The organism is Streptomyces sp. NPDC050560, from assembly GCF_044457285.1.
Taxonomy (GTDB): domain Bacteria; phylum Actinomycetota; class Actinomycetes; order Streptomycetales; family Streptomycetaceae; genus Streptomyces.
In genome coordinates this window covers 550,341-567,838 of the sequence record NZ_JBITGT010000004.1, presented here as the reverse complement: position 1 = coordinate 567,838, position 17,498 = coordinate 550,341, and the positions used below count along the sequence as shown (strand labels likewise).

Genomic DNA, 17,498 nt, shown 5'->3' with positions numbered 1-17,498 from the left:
TCCGAAGCCGTGTAGAACGGCGGTGTTCGGGGAACTTTCCCGTCCCACCGCCCGTTCCCGTCGCGTGTTCCGTGACATGGCGGTGACAGGGTGTGGCGACAGGCGGGGTACGGCTACGATGACCGGCACAAGGACGGGCGGCGTAAGGGAGCCGTTCCTCGGGAGGGCGCCAGGCGCCTTCCCAAGTCCTCAGGACAGGGGTGGCCCCATGCCGGGGCGAGGAGGGCGGGCCATGGTGCAGAAGGCCAAGATCCTCCTGGTTGACGACCGGCCGGAGAATCTGCTCGCGCTGGAGGCCATCCTCTCCGCGCTCGATCAGACCCTGGTACGGGCGTCCTCCGGGGAGGAAGCACTCAAGGCGCTGCTCACGGACGACTTCGCGGTGATCCTTCTCGATGTGCAGATGCCCGGCATGGACGGCTTCGAGACCGCGGCCCACATCAAGCGCCGCGAGCGGACCAGGGACATCCCGATCATCTTCCTCACCGCCATCAACCACGGCCCGCACCACACCTTCCGCGGCTACGCGGCGGGCGCCGTGGACTACATCTCCAAGCCGTTCGACCCCTGGGTGCTGCGCGCCAAGGTCTCGGTCTTCGTCGAGCTGTACATGAAGAACTGTCAGCTCCGCGAGCAGGCGTCGCTGCTGCGCGTCCAGCTCGAAGGCGGCGCCAGGACGCCCGCGGGCGGCGACGGCAGGGAGCCCGCCGGGGTGCTCGCCGAGCTGTCCGCCCGCCTCGCCGCCGTCGAGGAGCAGGCCGAGGCCCTCTCGAAGCAGCTCGACGACGAGTCGGCCGACGCCACCGTGCTCGCCACCGCGGCCCACCTGGAGCGCAAACTCACCGGCCTGCGCCGCGCCCTCGACGCCCTCGAACCGGGCTCGGGACCCGGCGCGCCGACACCGCCCCCGGGCAACTGACCGACCGCCGCGCCGGCATACGCGCGCGTGAGAGCCACGCGCGCGTGACCGGACGGTGGCTCCCCGGGGCGGCCCCGGCGGCACGCGCGTGTTGCCCGACGCGGTGTGAGCCTCCGTCAGCCCTCCGCCCGACGCCGTACACCCGAGGCGACACGAACGGGTGAAGGCTGAGGCACACGTGTCCCTCGTCGCCCCCGGCGGTAACCTCACCCCCATGGCCTCACGTCAGTCCGCAGCCAAGAAGACGCCCGCCAAGAAGGCGGCTGCCCCGGCTAAGGGCACGGCGCGGAAGGCGGCGCCCGCGAAGAAGGCCGCCCCGAGGAAGCCCCCCGCGAAGAAGGCGCCGCCCAAAAGGGCCCCCAGCCCCACCGGCGGCGTCTACCGCCTCACCCGCGCCGTGTGGCTCGGCACCGCCCACGGCGTCGGCGGCCTCTTCCGCGGCATAGGCCGCGGCGCCAGGGGCCTCGACCCCGCGCACCGCAAGGACGGCGTCGCGCTGCTGCTTCTCGGGATCGCCCTCGTCGTCGCGGGCGGCACCTGGTCCGACCTCAAGGGCCCCGTGGGCGACCTCGTCGAGATGCTGGTGACCGGCACCTTCGGCCGCCTCGACCTGCTGGTGCCGATACTGCTCGCCGTCATCGCGGTACGCCTCATCCGGCACCCGGAGAAGCCCGAGGCCAACGGGCGCATCATCATCGGCCTGTCCGCCCTCGTCATCGGCGTGCTCGGGCAGGTCCACATCGCCTGCGGCTCCCCCTCGCGCACCCACATGCAGGCCGTCAGGGACGCCGGGGGCCTCATCGGCTGGGCCTTCGCGAGCCCGCTCACCTACGCCCTCGGCACGGCGCTCGCCGTGGCGCTGCTGGTGCTGCTCACCCTCTTCGGGCTGCTCGTCGTCACCGCCACCCCGGTCAACCACATCCCGCAGCGGCTGCGCCAGCTCGGCACCCGCCTCGGCCTCGTCCACCCCGCGCCCGCCTCCGCCGCGGACGCTTCCGCCGTCGGGACCGACGACGACGAGCGCTACGACGAGCAGTGGCGCGAGGCGCTGCCTGCGCGCCGCCCGAAGTCCCGTGGACGCCGTGGAGGTGACGACGACGGCGACGACGTGTACGACCACGACAAGGCCGAGCAGGAGGCCCTCAGCAAGCGCCGTAAGGGCCGCAAGACGGCCGCCGGCCCCGGCGGCAAGGGCCGCGAGCCCGACGCCGTGGACGTCGCCGCCGCGGCCGCCGCCGCGCTCGACGGCGCCGTCCTGCACGGCATGCCGCCCTCGCCCCTCGTCGCCGACCTCACCCAGGGCGTCGACCGCGGGCCCGCCGTGCCTCCCGCGCGTGAGCACGAGAAGACCGGCGACGAGGCCACGCCCGCGCCCGCGGGCGTGCCCGACCTCACCAAGACGCCGTCGGGCGAGCCGAGGGATTTGCCGCCCCGCGCGGAACAGCTCCAGCTCTCCGGCGACATCACCTACTCGCTGCCCTCGCTCGACCTCTTGGAGCGCGGCGGCCCCGGCAAGGCGCGCAGCGCCGCCAACGACGCCGTCGTCGAGGCCCTGACCACCGTCTTCACCCAGTTCAAGGTGGACGCCTCCGTCACCGGCTTCACCCGCGGCCCGACGGTCACCCGCTACGAGGTCGAACTCGGCCCCGCCGTCAAGGTCGAGCGCATCACCGCGCTCACCAAGAACATCGCCTACGCCGTCGCCAGCCCCGACGTCCGCATCATCAGCCCCATCCCCGGCAAGTCCGCGGTCGGCATCGAAATCCCCAACACCGACCGGGAGATGGTGAACCTCGGCGACGTCCTGCGGCTCGCCGACGCCGCGGAGGACGACCACCCGATGCTCGTGGCGCTCGGCAAGGACGTCGAGGGCGGCTATGTCATGGCGAACGTCGCGACCATGCCGCACGTGCTCGTCGCGGGCGCCACCGGCTCCGGCAAGTCGTCCTGCATCAACTGCCTCATCACGTCCGTCATGATGCGGGCCACCCCCGAGGACGTGCGGATGGTCCTCGTCGACCCCAAGCGCGTCGAACTCACCGCCTACGAGGGCATCCCGCACCTGATCACACCGATCATCACCAACCCCAAGCGGGCCGCGGAGGCCCTTCAGTGGGTGGTGCGCGAGATGGACCTGCGCTACGACGACCTCGCCGCGTTCGGCTACCGCCACATCAACGACTTCAACGCCGCCGTGCGCAGCGGCAAGCTCACCACCCCCGAGGGCAGCGAGCGCGAGTTGCAGCCGTACCCGTACCTGCTGGTGATCGTCGACGAGCTGGCCGACCTGATGATGGTCGCCCCGCGCGACGTCGAGGACTCCATCGTCCGCATCACCCAGCTCGCCCGCGCCGCCGGCATCCACCTCGTCCTCGCCACCCAGCGGCCCTCCGTGGACGTCGTCACCGGGCTCATCAAGGCGAACGTGCCCTCCCGGCTCGCGTTCGCCACCTCCTCCCTCGCCGACAGCCGCGTCATCCTCGACCAGCCCGGCGCGGAGAAGCTCATCGGCAAGGGCGATGGCCTCTTCCTGCCGATGGGCGCCAACAAACCCGTGCGGATGCAGGGCGCCTTCGTCACCGAGGAGGAGATCTCCGAGGTCGTACGGCACTGCAAGGAGCAGATGACGCCCGTCTTCCGCGAGGACGTCACCGTCGGCGGCAAGCAGAAGAAGGAGATCGACGAGGACATCGGCGACGACCTCGACCTGTTGTGCCAGGCCGCGGAGCTGGTCGTCTCCACCCAGTTCGGCTCGACGTCCATGCTCCAGCGCAAGCTGCGCGTCGGCTTCGCCAAGGCGGGCCGGCTGATGGACCTCATGGAGTCCCGCGGCGTCGTCGGACCGAGCGAGGGCTCCAAGGCGCGTGACGTTCTCGTGAAGGCCGACGAACTCGACGGAGTGCTCGCCACCATTCGCGGGGAGGCTCAGTCGTAGGCGGGTGCACGGGAACGTGCTTTCGTACGCAACCCTTCGCGCCCGGCGAACGTCACCTCAGAAGAGGAGCACCGACGCACACCGCCGACGCTCCCCGCCCGGCGAAAGACGCCATGCGGATGGCGTACAAACTCTCACCGCCCAGTTGCCCCGCCTTTTCCCACCGCACATAGACTGAGCACCCAGCAGGTGGCTACACGCTCGAAAGGCGCCCCCGTGTCCATCGGCAACTCCCCAGAAGACGACGCACCGTCGGGTGAGGACCAGCGCCCACCGACGGACGAATCCACCACTACCCCGCGCAAGCCCCGCGCCCGCGGGCGCAAACCCACGCGCGCACGCAAGCCGAGCGCTCCCAGGACACCCGGCGCCGACCCCGCGGCGGAGCCCGCCGCCCCGAAGGCCCAGGAGCCCGCCGCGGACGAGCCCCGGGACGCCCCGAGGACCGCGGCGGGCGAGGCGGACAACGCCTCCGCCATCCCGACGCCTGGCACCGCGCAGGCCCCCGAGAAGGCCCCCCAGGCCGACGAGGACGCCCCCGCGGCGCCCGGGCCACGGGACGCGGACGGCGACGAGGACGGCGCCACGGTCACCGCCGGGACGCCGGAGCGCGAGCCGGTCGGGCGCGTGCTGCAACGCGCGCGTATCGACGCCGGGCTCACCGTCGACGACGTCAGCGCCGCCACACGCGTACGCGTGCCCATCGTGCACGGCATCGAGCAGGGCGACTTCTCGCGCTGCGGCGGCGACGTCTACGCCCGCGGCCACATCAGGACCCTGGCGCGCGCCGTCGGCCTCGACCCCGAGCCCCTGGTCGACCAGTACGACGCCGAGCACGGCGGACGCCCCGCGCCGACCCCCGCCACCCCGCTGTTCGAGGCGGAGCGCATCAGGCCCGAGCGGCGCAGGCCCAACTGGACCGCCGCCATGGTCGCCGCGATCGTCGCCGTCATCGGCTTCGTCGGCTTCACCCTGCTCAGCGGGGGCAACGACGACGACTCCGACGCCCACGACACCCCGGTCGCCGAGGGCCCGCAGGCGAGCAGCCACGCTCCCAAGCCGAACCCCGGCAAGTCCGGCGGCTCGGGCGCCACCACGCCCGACCCGTCCGACAGCGCCGTCGCGGGGGTCCCGCGCGACAAGGTCACCGTCAAGCTCGACGCGCCCGACGGACGCAGTTGGATCTCCGTCAAGGACCACAACGGCCAGACCCTCTTCGACGGGCTCCTCCAGCGTGGCGACAGCAAGACGTTCCAGGACTCCCAGAAGATCGACCTCGTGCTCGGCGACGCGGGGGCCCTCGACCTCTTCGTCAACGGCAAGAGGATCGACGACGAGTTCCGCCCCGGCCAGGTCGAGCGCCTCAGCTACACCAAGGGCGACCCCGAGGCCGGCTGACGCGCCCCGCCCGCCCGGCGACGGGCGAGCAGGGCGACTCGTGCCCTCCGCGGACCGCCGCGGCGGGCACGCGCGGTATGACGAAGTAGTCTTGAGCGCATGCCTGAACGCCGCACTGTCGCCCTCGTCACGCTCGGCTGCGCCCGCAACGAAGTGGACTCGGAAGAGCTAGCGGGCCGGCTGGAGGCGGACGGCTGGCAGCTCGTCGACGACGCCCAGGACGCCGACGTGGCCGTCGTCAACACCTGCGGCTTCGTCGAGGCCGCCAAGAAGGACTCCGTCGACGCCCTCCTTGAGGCGAACGACCTCAAGGGCCACGGCACGACACGCGCCGTCGTCGCCGTCGGCTGCATGGCGGAGCGCTACGGCAGGGAACTCGCCCACGCGCTGCCCGAGGCCGACGGTGTGCTCGGCTTCGACGACTACGCGGACATCTCCGACCGGCTGCGCACCATCCTCGACGGCGGCTCCCACACCCCCCACGTCCCGCGCGATCGCCGCACCCTGCTGCCGATCAGTCCCGTCGAGCGGCAGAGCGCCGCCGACGCGGTCGCCCTCCCCGGACACGCGCGCGTACGGGCCGACGACGACACACGCGCGCGTACGGCATCCCAGGACCCCGCCGCGGGCCAGGACACGCCGGGCGGCGAGAGCGTGCCCGACGACCTCCCCGCGGGCCTCGCGCCCGCCTCGGGGCCCCGGGCGCCGCTGCGCCGCAGGCTCGGCACGTCGCCCGTCGCCTCCGTGAAGCTGGCCTCCGGCTGCGACCGGCGCTGCGCCTTCTGCGCGATCCCCTCCTTCCGCGGCTCCTTCGTCTCCCGGCGCCCCTCCGACGTCCTCGGCGAGACCCGCTGGCTCGCGGAACAGGGCGTGCGGGAGGTCATGCTGGTCTCCGAGAACAACACCTCGTACGGCAAGGACCTCGGCGACATCAGACTGCTGGAGACGCTGCTGCCCGAACTGGCGGCCGTGGACGGCATCGAGCGGGTCCGCGTGAGCTACCTCCAGCCCGCCGAGATGCGGCCAGGACTCATCGACGTACTGACCTCCACGCCCAAGATCGCCCCTTACTTCGACCTGTCGTTCCAGCACTCCGCGCCCGCCGTGCTGCGCGCCATGCGCCGCTTCGGCGACACCGACCGGTTCCTCGACCTGCTGGCGCAGATCCGCGGCAGGGTCCCGGGGGCCGGGGTCAGGTCCAACTTCATCGTGGGCTTCCCCGGCGAGAGCGAGAGCGACCTCGCGGAGCTGGAGCGCTTCCTCACGGGCGCGCGCCTGGACGCCGTCGGTGTCTTCGGGTACTCCGACGAGGAGGGCACGGAAGCCGCCGGCTACCCGGGCAAGCTCGACCCCGACGAGGTCGCCGCGCGGCTCGCGCACATCGGCCGGCTCGCCGAGGAACTGACCGCGCAGCGCGCCGAGGAGCGGCTGGGCGAGACGGTGGAGGTGCTCGTCGAGACGGTCGGCGCCGACCTCACCGAGGACGCCGAGGACGGCGTCATCGCCACGGGGCGCGCCGCCCACCAGGCGCCCGAGACCGACGGGCAGGTGCTGCTGACCGGCGGCACGGGGCTCGCCGTCGGGCGTATGGCCGTCGCCAAGGTGACCGGAACCCGCGGCGTCGACCTCGTGGCGGAGGTCATCGGCGGCGACGCGGGCACCGAGGAGGCGGCCAGATGACCCAGGGCCCGGCGCCCGCCGCCGAAGGCCCCCCGGGCGGGGCCCACGACGACGGCGACCGGGAAGGCGCCGCGCCGCCGCAGGCCGGACTCTGGAACGTCGCCAACCTCCTCACCATGGTCCGGCTCCTGCTGGTGCCGGGCTTCGTGCTGCTGATGCTGGCAGGCGGCGGCCACGACCCGGCCTGGCGCTCCTTCGCGTGGGCCGCGTTCGCCGTCGCCATGATCACCGACCTCTTCGACGGCCATGTCGCCCGCACCTACGGGCTCGTCACCGACTTCGGGAAGATCGCGGACCCGATAGCCGACAAGGCGATCATGGGCGCCGCGCTGATCTGCCTCTCCTCGCTCGACGACCTGCCGTGGTGGGTCACGGGTGTCATCCTCGGCAGGGAGCTTGGCATCACCCTGCTGCGGTTCTGGGTGATCCACTACGGCGTGATCCCGGCGAGCCGCGGCGGCAAGATGAAGACGCTCGCGCAGGGTGTCGGTGTGGGCATGTACGTCCTGGTGCTGACGGGGCCGTTGGCGACGCTGCGGTTCTGGGTGATGGCCGTCGCCGTGGTCCTCACCGTGGTCACCGGGCTCGACTACATCCGCCAGGCCGTCGTACTGCGTCGCGCGGGTCTGCGCCGCGCGCGGGAGGCCGGGCGGGCGGCCGAGCCCCCGCAGGCACCGCAGGGCGCCGCCGAGCCGTCCCGCGCGGACGGCGCCGCCGAGGCGCCACGCGCGCGTGCCCAGGCCCCGGCCGACGAGGCGCGCGCCCGCGCGTCCGCGCCCCGCGGCGCCACGGAGCCCGCTCCGTCCCCCGAGGCCGGTGAGCGGCCCGCGGCGCCCGCGGAGGGGCGCCCCGCGGGTCGTACGGCTGCGGGCGGCGCGGGAGAGGAGCGCGCACGGTGACCGCCTCCGCCGCGTCCGCGGCGCTGAGCGCCCTCGTGGCGCGCGGGGAGACGCTTGCCGTGGCCGAGTCCCTGACCGGCGGCCTCGTCGCCGCGGAGGTGACCGCCGTGCCGGGCGCCTCGCGCGCGTTCCTGGGCTCCGTGACGGCCTACGCCACACCCCTGAAGCAGCGGCTGCTCGGCGTCGACCCCGGGCTCCTCGGGGCGCGGGGCGCCGTGGACCCCGGCGTCGCGCTCGCGATGGCGGCGGGCGTGCGCCGGGCGCTCGGCGCGGACTGGGGCCTCGCCACCACCGGCGTCGCGGGCCCGGAGCCCCAGGACGGGCAGCCCGTCGGCACCGTGTACGTCGCCGTCGCGGGTCCCGGGGGCGTCGAGAAGGCGCACGCCCTACGGTTGAACGGCGGCCGAGCGGAAATCCGTATGGTTAGCGTACGGAAGGCCCTCGGGCTGCTGCTTCAGCAGCTCTCCGGAGAACAGCGGGACAATGCGCGTGCACAGGATACGGAACACCACGGGGGGAATTGATGTTTGCAGCCCTGAGTGAACACGACATCGCTCCCCGCACAGCCGCCGTGGGAGGCGGTACGGTGGGGCGTACAAGAAGCGGCTACACGGTCCGAGGAGGGAGCCACCGATGATTCTGCTCCGTCGCCTGCTGGGTGACGTGCTGCGTCGGCAGCGCCAACGCCAGGGCCGTACTCTGCGCGAAGTCTCCTCGTCCGCCCGAGTTTCGCTCGGCTATCTCTCCGAGGTGGAGCGGGGGCAGAAGGAGGCTTCCTCCGAGCTGCTCTCCGCTATCTGCGACGCGCTTGACGTACGGATGTCCGAGCTCATGCATGAGGTGAGCGACGAGCTTGCCCTTGCCGAGCTGGCCGCGTCGGCGACCGCCAGCGAGCCGGTGCCGGCTCCGGTGCGACCGATGCTCAATTCCGTCTCGGTGACAGGGGTGCCACCGGAACGGGTCACCATCAAGGCACCCACGGAAGCTGTGGACATGGCGGCGGCCTGACGCGACGAGCCACCGCTCGTTTGCACACGGCACGCTGCGTGAGACCCCGGCGGGTCCTGCCCGGAACGACAGTCCGGAGCGATCCCGCCGGGGTCTTTCCGCGCCCACGGTGACCGATTTATCCGCCTGTGTCATGGTTGGTGAATTGGGCGGTCGAGGGAAGCACGCCGAGGCGGACCGCTTCCCGGAACGCGATCGGAGGCCGTGCATGAACGCCGTGAAGACCCCGCTGCCCCACCGCACGTGCCGGGCCGAGAACGGCTGAGCGGCGCCACGGAGCCGCTGGAGGCGGCCATGGAGCCCTCAGGAGCGCCCCGGGGCCGCACGGGCGTACGAGGTGCCGGGGCCGCCCGTCAGACGCCCCGTGGCGGCGTCCGCGCCGTACGCCCGCTCCGCGCGGTGCTCGCCCTGGTCGGCGGCGCACTGTGGTGGTGGGCGGCCCTCAGGCTGGCCCTGGCGCCACGCCCCGGCGTGGTCGAGGCCGCGGCCGTCGCGGGCGGCTGGGGCCTGAGCGTGCTGCCCGTGCACTGCGTGCCGAAGGACCGCGCGGGCCGCGTGGTACGGGGCCGGCACCTGACGCGCGCGGGGGAGTGGCTGCGGCTCCGGCTCAGGTACGCGCGGCGCGGGCGCTGAGACCCGCGCGGGCGCTCAGGGGGCGCGACGTGGCCGCGCGGCGCCCGGCGCCCCGGCGGTGCCGCGCCGGGTGGCACGGCCGGTCGGATCGGGCCGGACGGCGGTACGGGGCCGCGGGGCGGGGCCCGGCTGGCAGACGGGGCACCAGTACGTGGGCCGCTCACGCGCGCCGTCGCCCTGGTCGCCGAGCTGGACCGGGGTGCCGCAGCGCAGGCACGGCTTCGGGGCCCGCCCGTAGACGTACAGCCGCTGGTCCCTGCGTCCCGTGGTGGTCCTGGCGATGCGGTCCCTGTTGGCTTCGAGGAGCTTCCTGGCGAGGCCGGGGAGGCGGTGCAGGGTCTCCTCCGGGAGCTGGCCCACCGGGGTCCAGGGGGTGGCGTGCAGCAGGAAGCACAGCTCAGACTTGTACACATTGCCGATCCCGGCGAGGTTGCGCTGGTCGAGCAGGGCCTCGCCGAGCGGCCTCGCCGGGTCGCCCCGCAGGTTCGCGAGGGCCGCGTCGGGGTCCCAGTCGGGTCCGAGCAGATCGGGGCCCAGATGGCCCACGGCGCGCTCCTCGTCGCCGGTGCGCAGCAGTTCGAGTACCGGCAGCCGGTAGCCGACGGCGGTCTCGCCCGGCACGGAGAGCACGGCGCGGATCTGGTGCCCCGGGCCGCCGCGCCAGCGCTCCTCGTCGGGGTACACCCACCACGCCCCGTCCATCCGCAGATGGGTGTGGAGGGTGATGTCGCCCTCGAAGCGGGTGAGCAGGTGTTTGCCGCGCGCCGCCACTTCGAGCACCGTGCGGCCGGTGAGGTCGGCCGTCGCGAAGCGGGGGACCCGCAGCTCGCACCGTATGAGCGTCCGGCCGCCCAGCGCACGGTGCAGCCGCCGCGCCGTCTGCCAGACCGTGTCACCTTCGGGCATGGCTCAAGGGTGGCACGCGGCCCGCGATCCGGCCCAGGGCGCACCACGGCGACGGGCCAGGGACCGGCGGAAAACGTACCGGGGCGGTGCGGCGTTCGGGTGCGCGGGTCAGGGCCGCAGCCGCAGCCCCTTGGGCGTCGCGTGGAAGCCGGCCGCCTCGAAGAGCGCGCCCCAGGGCGAGGTGAGCGCGGGGGTGCCGTTGACGCGTTCCACGGTGACCGCGCCGAGGCGGCCCGCCGCGGCCGCGCCCGCGAGCGCCGTGGCGGCGGCGCCGAGCCGGGTGTCGTCGTCCACGGGAGCGTCCTCGCCCGCCCCCGGCCACACCAGCAGCGTCCGGCCGCCGCGCTCCATGTAGAGCGTCAGCTCGCCGTCCACCAGCACCACAAGGGAGCCCGCCTTGCGGCCCGGCTTGTGGTTCGCGCCCTGGGGCGGCTCCGGCCAGGGCAGGGCGGCGCCGTACGCGTTCGCCGGGTCGGCGGCGGCCAGGACCACCGCACGGCCCGCCTCGGGGGCGCGTCCCGCGCGCGGAGGGGCGCCGTTCGCCCGGCCGGGCGAACGCAGCGCGTGCCACTCGCCGTCCGGCCCGACGAAGCCGTCGCCGTCCGCCGCGGGCCCGCCCGCCTGCTCGGCGGCCCGGGCCGCGCCGCGCTCCCTGGCGTTCGCGACGGCGCGCAGCCTGTCCACCGCGCCGTCCATCGCGAACTGGGCCGCCCCCAGGCCCTCCACGACATAGCCGCGCCGTGCCTGACCGTTCTCCTCGAACACCGACAGCACCCGGTAGGCGGCGTGGAAGCCGCCCTCCACGCCCTCTGCGGCGACGGCGCCCCGGGTGACCACGCCGTGCCGGTCCAGCAGGGTCCTCGCGAGCGCGTGCGCGCGCACTGTCGCGTCGGACTCTCTGCCGGGCAGCAACGACCAGCGGCCCGCGACCGTGGGCGGCCCCCCGCGCGAGGCGGGCCGCGCGGCACCCGCCAGCGCCCCGTAGCGCCCGCGCGGCACCGAGCGCCGGGCGCGGTGCGCGGTGGCGCCCGCCGTCCTGCCGGAGCCGAGCAGCGCGCGCATCGGACCCAGGGTGTCGCCCGTGAGCCGGCCCGACCACGTCAGGTCCCACAGCGCGGTGGCCAGTTCCGGGTCGGCGATCCCCGGGTGGGTGGAGGTGCGGACCTGCTCGGCGATCTGCCGGAAGAACAGCCCGTAGCCGCCCGCGAGCGCGTCGAGGACGGCCTGGTGCAGCGGGGTCAGCTCCAGCGGGTGCGGCTCGGGCAGCAGCAGGGGCGCGTTGTCCGCGGGATAGAGCGAGATCCAGCCGTCCTTGCCGGGCAGCGCGCCCGCGCCCGCCCACACCACCTCGCCCGCCGCGGTCAGTTCGTCGAGCATCGCCGGGGCGTAGTCGGCGACCCGGCCGGGCAGCACCAGGCGCTCCAGCGCGGACGCGGGCACCGTGGCGCCCTGGAGCTGTTCGACGGCGCGCATCACCCCGTCCACGCCGCGCAGCCCGTGCCCGCCGCCGAGGTGCTGCCACCCGGGCAGGAACTGGGCCAGCGCGGCGGGCGGCACCGGCTCCAGCTCGTGCCGCAGCGCCGCGAGGGAGCGGCGGCGCAGCCTGCGCAGCACCGCGGCGTCGCACCACTCCTGGCCGCCGCTCCCGGCTCCCGCGGCGGGCTCGGGCGCACCGGGCTCGGGCGGCGCCCCCGGGGGCCTGAACTCGCCCTGCACCAGCCGCCCCGAGGCCGCCAGCCGCCGCAGCGCGCCGTCGGTGACCGCGACGCCGAGGCCGAACCTGGCCGCCGCAGCGGCGGCGGTGAACGGCCCGTGGGTGCGGGCGTAGCGCGCGAGGAGGTCGCCCAGCGGGTCGGCCACCGGCTCCGTGAACGCCTCGGGCACACCCACCGGCAGCGCCGTGCCCAGCGCGTCCCGCAGTCGGCCCGCGTCCTCCACCGCGGCCCAGTGCTCGGCGCCCGCCACCCGCACCCGGATCGCGCGCCGCGTCCCGGCAAGGTCCGGCGCCCACTGCGGCTCCGCGCCGCGCTCCGCCAGCTCCTCGTCGGTGAGCGGGCCGAGCAGCCTGAGGAGGTCCGCGACGCCCTCCGCGTCCTTGACCCGCCGGTCCTCGGTGCGCCACTGCAACTCGCGCTCCAGCTCGGCCAGGACGTCCGCGTCCAGCAACTCCCGCAGCTCGGCCTGGCCGAGCAGCTCCGACAGCAGCCGCGAGTCCAGCGACAGCGCCGCCGCGCGCCGCTCGGCGAGCGGTGAGTCGCCCTCGTACAGGAACTGGGCGACGTAGCCGAACAGCAGCGAGCGCGCGAAGGGCGACGGCTCCGGCGTGGTGACCTCCACCAGCCGCACCCGGCGCGCCTCCACGTCCCCCATCAGCTCCGTCAGGCCCGGTACGTCGAACACGTCCTGAAGGCACTCGCGCACCGCTTCCAGGACGATCGGGAACGAGCCGAACTCGCTCGCCACCTCAAGCAACTGCGCCGCCCGCATGCGCTGTTGCCACAGCGGGGTACGGCGGCCCGGGCTGCGGCGCGGCAGCAGCAGGGCGCGCGCGGCGCACTCGCGAAACCGCGACGCGAACAGCGCCGAGCCGCCCACCTGGTCGGTGACGAGCTGATCGACCTCGCCCTTGTCGAAGACGATGTCGGCGGCGCCGACCGGGGCCTTCTCGGCGTCGTACTCGGTGCCGCGCTCCGCCGGGTCGGCGTCCAGCAGGTCGAGCCCCATCAGCTCGGCGTCGGGCAGCCGCAGCACCAGGCCGTCGTCCGCGTGCATCACCTGCGCGTCGAGACCGTAGCGCTCGCTGAGCCGGGCGCCGAGCGCGAGCGCCCAGGGCGCGTGCACCTGCGCGCCGAAGGGGGAGTGGACCACCACGCGCCAGTCGCCCAGCTCGTCGCGGAAGCGCTCCACGACGATGGTGCGGTCGTCCGGGATGTGCCCGCACGCCTGCCGCTGCTCGGTGAGGTACGCGAGGACGTTGTCCGCGGCCCACGCGTCGAGGCCCGCCGCCAGCAGCCGCAGCCGCGCGTCCTCCTCGGGCAGCGCCCCGACCTCGCGCAGGAACGCGCCGAGCGCGCGCCCCAGCTCCAGCGGGCGGCCGAGCTGGTCGCCCTTCCAGAACGGCAGCCTGCCGGGCACCCCGGGCGCGGGCGACACCAGCACCCGGTCGCGCGTGATGTCCTCGATCCGCCAGGAGCTGGTGCCCAGGGTGAACACGTCGCCCACCCGGGACTCGTACACCATCTCCTCGTCCAGCTCGCCGACCCGGCCGCCGCCCTTCTTCGGGTCGGCGCCCGCGAGGAACACCCCGAACAGACCGCGGTCCGGGATGGTGCCGCCCGATGTCACGGCGAGGCGCTGCGCGCCCGGCCTGCCGGTCACGGTGCCCGCGACCCGGTCCCACACCACGCGCGGGCGCAGCTCGGCGAACACGTCCGACGGATAGCGGCCCGCGAGCATGTCGAGCACCGCTGTGAAGGCCGACTCCGGCAGCGACGCGAAGGGCGCCGCCCTGCGGACCAGCGCCAGCAGGTCGTCCACCTGCCAGGTGTCCATGGCGGTCATCGCGACGAGCTGCTGCGCCAGCACGTCCAGCGGGTTGGCGGGCACCCGCAGGGCCTCGATCGCGCCCTGCCGCATGCGCTCCGTGACCACCGCGGACTGCACGAGGTCGCCCCGGTACTTCGGGAAGACCACGCCCGTGGACACCGCGCCGACCTGGTGGCCCGCGCGCCCCACGCGCTGGAGCCCCGACGCCACCGAGGGTGGCGACTCCACCTGCACCACCAGGTCGACCGCGCCCATGTCGATGCCCAGCTCAAGGCTCGACGTGGCCACCACCGCGGGCAGCCGACCGGCCTTCAGGTCCTCCTCGACCTGGGCGCGCTGCTCCTTGGACACCGAGCCGTGGTGGGCGCGCGCGATGACCTGCGGGGCGCCGCGCGCGGCGCCCGAGCCGCCCATCAGCTCCGCCGGGTCGTGCGTCTCGGGCATCGGCTCGCCGGTGGCGCGCTCGTACGCGATCTCGTTCAACCGGTTGCAGAGGCGCTCGGCGAGGCGGCGGGAGTTGGCGAAGACGATCGTGGAGCGGTGCGACTGCACCAGGTCGGCGATCCGCTCCTCGACATGCGGCCAGATCGAGGGCCGGTCGGCGCCCTCCGCGGGGTCGGCCGCGGGCGAGCCGCCCAGCTCGCCCATGTCCTCCACGGGCACGACCACCGACAGGTCGAACTCCTTGCCCGCGCGTGGCTGCACGATCTCCACCGCGCGGCGCGGCGACAGATAGCGGGCGATCTCCTCCACGGGGCGCACCGTCGCGGAGAGCCCGATGCGGCGCGCGGGCCTCGGCAGCAGCTCGTCGAGCCGCTCCAGGGTGAGCGCGAGGTGCGCCCCGCGCTTGGTGCCCGCGACCGCGTGCACCTCGTCCACGATGATCGTCTCGACGCCGGCAAGCGCCTCGCGCGCGGCCGACGTCAGCATCAGGAACAGCGACTCCGGCGTGGTGATCAGGATGTCGGGCGGGCGCGTGGCCAGGGCGCGGCGCTCCGCCGCGGGGGTGTCGCCCGAGCGGATGCCCACGCGGATCTCGGGCTCGGGCAGCCCGAGCCGCACCGCCTCCTGCCTGATGCCGGTCAACGGGCTGCGCAGATTGCGCTCGACGTCCACCGCGAGTGCCTTCAACGGCGACACGTACAGCACCCGGCAGCGCTTCTGGCGGTCGGCGGGGGCCGGGGACGAGGCGAGGCCGTCGAGCGCCGCGAGGAACGCGGCCAGAGTCTTGCCCGAGCCCGTCGGCGCCACCACCAGCACGTCGGAGCCCGCCCCGATCGCCTGCCACGCCCCCGCCTGGGCCGCGGTGGGCGCGGAGAAGGCGCCCGTGAACCAGCCACGGGTCGCGGGCGAGAACGAGTCGAGTGCCGACACCATGCCCCCATCCTGCACCCGGCCACTGACAGCCGCCCGGACCTGCGCGAACGCCACCCGCCGACGCCACCGCGGCCAGGGGCGCCGCGGCCCCCGGCCAGGTCGCCTCGTGCCGCCCGGTGACAATGGGCGCATGGCGGGAGCGGGCGAGCGGGCACGGCACTGGCGGTACGAGGACCTGCCGGGCGTCGACCTGCTGCGCGCCCGCTACGTGCGCAAGACCTTCCCCCGGCACACCCACGAGACCTTCGTGATCGCCGCCATCTCGCACGGGGTGGAGGTGTTCAAGTACCGCGGCGTCGACCAGTACGCGGGCCCCGGCGCCCTCGCGCTGGTCAACCCCGAGTCGGTCCACACCGGCCGCGCGGGCATCCCCGAGGGCTGGCGCTACGGCGCCGTGTACCCGCCGCCCGGGCTGATCGCGGCCATAGCGCGCGAGACGACGGGGCTGCGCGGCACCCCGGGCTTCAGCGCCCCGGTGCTCGACGACCCGCGCTCCGTCCGCCTCGTGCACCAGGTCCTGCGCGCCGCGGAACAGGGCAACGCGCTCGCCGCCGACACCCTCTTCCGCGTCGCGGTGACCCGCCTGCTGCGGCTGAACGGCGGGAGCCTGCCGCGCCGTACGGCGCGCGCGGCGGGGGCCGGGACGGCCGTACGCGCGCGTTCCGTCCTGGAGGAGCGCCTGGCCGACCCGCCGTCCCTGCGGCGGCTCGCGGACGACCTCGGCACCAGCCCCTTCGCGCTGCTGCGCGCCTTCCGCCGGCACTACGGCATGCCGCCGCACACCTGGCTCACCGACGCCCGGGTACGCCGCGCGAGGCGCCTCCTCGACGCGGGCACCACGCCCGCCGCCACCGCCGCCGAGGTCGGCTTCACCGACCAGGCCCACCTCGGCAGGCACTTCGCCCGCATCGTCGGCGTGCCCCCCGGCGCCTACCAGCGCGAGCGCAAGAACGTACAAGACCACCGGGCGGCGCCGCTCCTAGCGTGGCGCGCGTGGCAGACAGAGCACCAGACGACACCGCGGGACGGGACGGCGCGGCCGGCCCCGCCCCGATAGCACCGCCCCCGCACACCGCCCCGCCGCACGGCCGGAAGACGGGCCACGGTGCCCCCGGGAGGGACAAGAGCGACGCCGCCGTCGTCCGCGACGCGCTCGGCGTCGGGCTCCCCGTGGGCCTGTCGGGGCTCGCCTTCGGCGCGACGTCCACCGGCAGCGGGCTGAGCGTCGCCCAGACGTGCGTGCTCAGCGCGCTGGCCTTCACCGGCGCCTCGCAGTTCGCCTTCGCCGGGGCCGTCGCCGCGGGCAGCAGCCCGTTCGCCGCCGCGGCGTCCGCGCTCTTCCTCGGCGTCCGCAACTCCTTCTACGGCCTGCGGCTCTCGCCCCTGCTCGCCCTCCCGCGCGCGTGGCGCCCCATCGCCGCCCATATCGTCATCGACGAGACCACCGCCGTCACCCTCGGACAGCCCGACAGGCGTTCCGCGCGTATCGGATTCACGGTCACGGGGCTGACCCTGTTCGTGATGTGGGTCGCCACAAGCGCCGTCGGCGCGCTCGGCGCCCGTGCCATCGGCGACACCGACGCCTGGGGCCTCGACGCGGCGGGCCCCGCCGCGTTCCTCGCCCTGCTCGCACCCATGCTGCGCGGCCGCACAGAGCGCGCCGTGGCGCCGCTCGCCGCCGCTCTTGGCCTTCTGCTGCTGCCGGTGCTGCCCGCGGGCCTTCCGGTCCTGGTCGCCGCGCTGGCCGCGCCCGCCGCCCTCGCCGCGCGACGGCTGCGTACCGCACACGCCGCCCGCAGGGGCGCGCGGGCCCCGCACGCCGCGGACGGCGCGCCCGCCGCCGAGCGCACCGCCGGGGACACACCGGGGGAGGGCCGATGAGTACGTGGATCGCCCTCGCCCTGACCGTCGCCGGCTGCTACGCCCTCAAGCTCGCGGGACTCCTGGTGCCCGCGACGGCGCTGTCAAGGCCGCTGGTGCGGCGCCTCGCCGCGCTGCTGCCCGTGGCCCTGCTCGCCGCCCTCACCGCGCAGCAGACCTTCGCCGACGGCCGCGTCCTCACCCTCGACGCCAGGGCCGCGGGGCTCGGCGCCGCGGCCGTCGTCCTGCTGCTGCGGGCGCCGTTCCTCGTGGTGGTCGCCACCGCCGTCCTCGGCACGGCGGGCGTGCGCGCGCTGGGCGGCTGAACCTGCCTCCC

General features: G+C 74.9%; 13 protein-coding genes. 11 read left to right on the top strand and 2 right to left on the bottom strand.

Features of this window, described 5'->3' with window-relative positions; genetic code table 11:
* The first annotated feature begins 232 nt into the window (after positions 1–232).
* The 8 genes from ACIBIW_RS12215 (at position 233) to ACIBIW_RS12180 (ending at position 9,472) form a co-directional block, all read left to right on the top strand.
* Entirely contained in the window at positions 233–919 is a 687-nt protein-coding gene (locus ACIBIW_RS12215; RefSeq protein ID WP_399334825.1) for a two-component system response regulator, read from the top strand.
* A gap of 214 nt (positions 920–1,133) precedes the next feature.
* Positions 1,134–3,854: a DNA translocase FtsK gene (locus tag ACIBIW_RS12210; RefSeq protein WP_399334823.1), complete on the top strand. Its 2,721-nt coding sequence runs from the start codon at positions 1,134–1,136 to the stop codon at positions 3,852–3,854.
* A gap of 627 nt (positions 3,855–4,481) precedes the next feature.
* Complete coding sequence (locus ACIBIW_RS12205; protein WP_399334884.1) at positions 4,482–5,252, top strand: helix-turn-helix domain-containing protein; 771 nt, start codon at positions 4,482–4,484, stop codon at positions 5,250–5,252.
* A 99-nt stretch (positions 5,253–5,351) separates the two neighbouring features.
* A complete protein-coding gene (rimO, locus tag ACIBIW_RS12200; RefSeq protein WP_399334821.1) occupies positions 5,352–6,932 on the top strand; it encodes a 30S ribosomal protein S12 methylthiotransferase RimO in 1,581 nt (526 codons plus the stop codon).
* Positions 6,929–7,831: a CDP-diacylglycerol--glycerol-3-phosphate 3-phosphatidyltransferase gene (gene pgsA, locus ACIBIW_RS12195; RefSeq protein ID WP_399334819.1), complete on the top strand. Its 903-nt coding sequence runs from the start codon at positions 6,929–6,931 to the stop codon at positions 7,829–7,831. Before rimO ends, pgsA begins: the two co-directional genes overlap by 4 nt.
* The gene (locus ACIBIW_RS12190; RefSeq protein WP_399334816.1) at positions 7,828–8,355 is read left to right on the top strand and encodes a CinA family protein; all 528 of its coding nucleotides are present in this window, start codon (positions 7,828–7,830) and stop codon (positions 8,353–8,355) included. Before pgsA ends, ACIBIW_RS12190 begins: the two co-directional genes overlap by 4 nt.
* A 109-nt stretch (positions 8,356–8,464) precedes the next feature.
* Positions 8,465–8,839 carry a helix-turn-helix domain-containing protein gene (locus tag ACIBIW_RS12185; RefSeq protein WP_399334814.1) on the top strand — a complete coding sequence of 125 codons (375 nt, stop codon included), beginning with the start codon at positions 8,465–8,467 and terminating at the stop codon, positions 8,837–8,839.
* 243 nt (positions 8,840–9,082) lie between these two features.
* Positions 9,083–9,472: a hypothetical protein gene (locus ACIBIW_RS12180; RefSeq protein ID WP_399334812.1), complete on the top strand. Its 390-nt coding sequence runs from the start codon at positions 9,083–9,085 to the stop codon at positions 9,470–9,472.
* A gap of 15 nt (positions 9,473–9,487) precedes the next feature.
* On the opposite strand, the gene ACIBIW_RS12175 is transcribed toward ACIBIW_RS12180, so the two are convergent.
* Positions 9,488–10,378, bottom strand: coding sequence for an Fpg/Nei family DNA glycosylase (locus ACIBIW_RS12175; protein WP_399334810.1), 891 nt, complete (start codon positions 10,376–10,378; stop codon positions 9,488–9,490).
* Between the two features lie 108 nt (positions 10,379–10,486).
* Entirely contained in the window at positions 10,487–15,301 is a 4,815-nt protein-coding gene (locus ACIBIW_RS12170; protein ID WP_399334808.1) for an ATP-dependent helicase, read from the bottom strand.
* Positions 15,302–15,431: 130 nt separating this feature from the next.
* Between ACIBIW_RS12170 and ACIBIW_RS12165 the strand changes: the two genes are divergently transcribed.
* From ACIBIW_RS12165 to ACIBIW_RS12155, 3 genes are read left to right on the top strand one after another with little or no spacing between them, the layout of a single operon-like run.
* Positions 15,432–16,358, top strand: a complete 927-nt coding sequence (locus tag ACIBIW_RS12165) for an AraC family transcriptional regulator (protein WP_399334806.1) — start codon at positions 15,432–15,434, stop codon at positions 16,356–16,358.
* Positions 16,355–17,182, top strand: coding sequence for an AzlC family ABC transporter permease (locus ACIBIW_RS12160; RefSeq protein ID WP_399334882.1), 828 nt, complete (start codon positions 16,355–16,357; stop codon positions 17,180–17,182). The genes ACIBIW_RS12165 and ACIBIW_RS12160 overlap by 4 nt, the downstream gene beginning before the upstream one ends.
* Complete coding sequence (locus ACIBIW_RS12155; protein WP_399334804.1) at positions 17,179–17,487, top strand: AzlD domain-containing protein; 309 nt, start codon at positions 17,179–17,181, stop codon at positions 17,485–17,487. The genes ACIBIW_RS12160 and ACIBIW_RS12155 overlap by 4 nt, the downstream gene beginning before the upstream one ends.
* Positions 17,488–17,498: the final 11 nt, after the last annotated feature.